The 2,315-nt window shown below is 42.2% G+C and carries 4 protein-coding genes; 2 read left to right on the top strand and 2 right to left on the bottom strand.

Annotation, left to right across the window (positions count from 1 at the left end):
- Positions 1-186: 186 nt before the first annotated feature.
- The gene (locus tag THS5294_RS06380; protein ID WP_058123079.1) at positions 187-501 is read right to left on the bottom strand and encodes a DUF6626 family protein; all 315 of its coding nucleotides are present in this window, start codon (positions 499-501) and stop codon (positions 187-189) included.
- An 83-nt stretch (positions 502-584) separates the two neighbouring features.
- On the opposite strand from THS5294_RS06380, the gene THS5294_RS06385 reads away from it, so the two are divergent.
- The gene (locus THS5294_RS06385) at positions 585-1,049 is read left to right on the top strand and encodes a hypothetical protein (RefSeq protein WP_058123080.1); all 465 of its coding nucleotides are present in this window, start codon (positions 585-587) and stop codon (positions 1,047-1,049) included.
- A 286-nt stretch (positions 1,050-1,335) separates the two neighbouring features.
- Positions 1,336-1,905, top strand: a complete 570-nt coding sequence (locus THS5294_RS17965; protein ID WP_072936839.1) for a tyrosine-type recombinase/integrase — start codon at positions 1,336-1,338, stop codon at positions 1,903-1,905.
- A gap of 9 nt (positions 1,906-1,914) precedes the next feature.
- Here the strand turns inward: THS5294_RS17965 and THS5294_RS17970 are convergent.
- Positions 1,915-2,315, bottom strand: a 401-nt coding sequence (locus THS5294_RS17970; RefSeq protein WP_082644958.1) for a P-loop nucleotide/nucleoside kinase family protein, incomplete at its 5' end; no start/stop codon positions are given.

The raw sequence follows: 2,315 nt of genomic DNA on the forward strand, positions 1-2,315 counted from the left end.
AATCCGTCCGGGGTCAGGGGAAACACGTCCCCAAGCGGGTTTGTGCAACAAAGCCATGGGGTGATGCAAAATCACCACCGCAACGACAAAAGTACTCCACCGCAGAAAACCGCAGCACGAAAATTTACTGCTTAAAACCCATTTTCGGATGACGAGGTTGTTGGATTGAAGCTACAGTACTATTTGTTAAACCTTCACCTCGTCTTTCCACCACCCAACAGCATCACTATTAATCTGCTTGTGACACTGTTCACTGAGTTCAATAAAACGTTTTCCTAGCTGTGTATGGCGTTCTTTCGCTGTCATACAGCGTCCGTAATGCTGTAGTTTGCTTGCACATATAGCCAATGTGCCCACGCTTGGTTTAACACGCTTAAAACGCAGCGTACGCATATAACACTCACTTCTGCATAGCCAATCTTTGCTGAATTCGCTTTCACTGCTTACAGCACCAATCTGCACCAATAACTCAAATACTTCGTTTAAAACCGTTTTCTGCATCAATCATTCCTCCGTTGATAAATAACTACATGCACAGCTAGCTACTGTGTATTTACCAACAGAACGTTAAGGGTAGGAAAAACGTGCAATTTGTAGAACGACTAAAATTAGAAGGCGCGGAGTGGGTGCGTAGTCAGAACTTTTGGCTATTTGGTACTGCTACGTTCAAAGATGGCAGTCGTTTTACAGATAGCGATGCTACGCATGACGCTAAGCACTTCTTCAACATACTTGATAGGCAAATTCTTAAACGTAAAGAAACCATGCAAGGCAAACGACTTGATAGACTTGTTTTCTTAGAACATGGACGATTAGGCGCAAATACTCACATTCACTTTTTCATCAAAGGCACACATCTAAGTCAGTACAAGGCTATTGCCAAACTAGCACCACAGATTTGGCAAGAACGCATTTCAAAGGCATACAACCTACTACTCAAAGACAATATTGGATTGGATGACACTCGTAGCGAATACTGTTGGAAGGAAATTAAATCTTTTCAACGTGACGTTCTGCTGACGGAGTGCTGTCACTTAGCGATTTCTTAGCAATACTCAAACCTAACAAAGGCGATGCTTATACTTGGTTTGTCTGCTTGGATGTAACTGCTGCACGTTTAGACGAGGTGGCTTGTTATCGTTATGACTAAACAATCAACTCAAACTAATCACACTAGAAACAACACAAAGAAACATAAGAAAACAACGATTATCTTACATTTCCACATAAGTCATTGATGTATGGAAGGAATTAAAGTAGCACTTATTGGTTGCTCAAATAGAACATCAGAAAATACGCTATATGCACGAAAACATTACATTTAGGTGGTGAAATATGGCACAAGCAAAGACACTTAACAAAACAGAGCTCAAGCAGCTACTAGACGTAACAAATTCGTGCAGTCGTTATCCTCTGCGTGACAGCACCATGCTATTATTCACGCATTTATGTGGATTGCGTGTTGGCGAAGTGGCAGCACTGCGCTTTGATGACGTATTAGATGCAAACGGCACTGTACGAGACGAAATGACACTTGATGCAGCACGTACCAAGTCCAAACGAGCACGTAAGATATTTCTGCCAAAGCAAATGCAGCGTCAGCTACAAGCATACGTTAACAGCGTCACAAAGCGTCCACAGCACGGTTATTTGTTCTCTACGCAAAAGAGTGCACGATTTAGTGCAAACACTGCCACACAGCATCTACAACGCTTGTATGCACGTGCTGGAATTGCTGGCGCTACGTCACATTCGGGAAGACGCACTTGGTTAACCACCTTAAGCCAAAAGGGAGTAAGTGTGTTTGTGTTAGCTGACATGGCTGGACATGCGAGCATTCAGACAACACAGCGTTACGTGACAGTCAATGATGAGATGAAACGAAACGCTGCTGAGTTGATATAACTTCTACACTCAAACTCTAACAGTATTAATATTTTCAGAGTTAGAAGGTTCGGTAAAGTAACGTGTGACTGCGTGAAACATTTCAACCGTATCAGTCTTTGGATTACCACGTTTTAATAATTGCTTTATGCAAACTTCATCACTTCTATCAACGAAGTAACATGTATGTTCTGAATGCACTTCATCACTTATATTTCGCAACCATAGTCTTTGACGTTCAGTGTTTGCTGGAAAATCTAAAACAACAGTTACTCCTCTCTTAAGTATCTGCTGCACAGTGTCGCTGACTACTGGTTTCAATTTGTCTGAATATAGCTTGTAGTCTTTAACCGATGTGATTTTTTCTGCATAAAGTGGCTTTGTTGCACAAACCCGCTTGGGGACGTGTTTCCCCTGACCCCGGACGGATT

Source organism: Thalassobacter stenotrophicus (assembly GCF_001458315.1).
In the GTDB taxonomy this organism is placed as follows: Bacteria; Pseudomonadota; Alphaproteobacteria; order Rhodobacterales; family Rhodobacteraceae; genus Thalassobacter; species Thalassobacter stenotrophicus.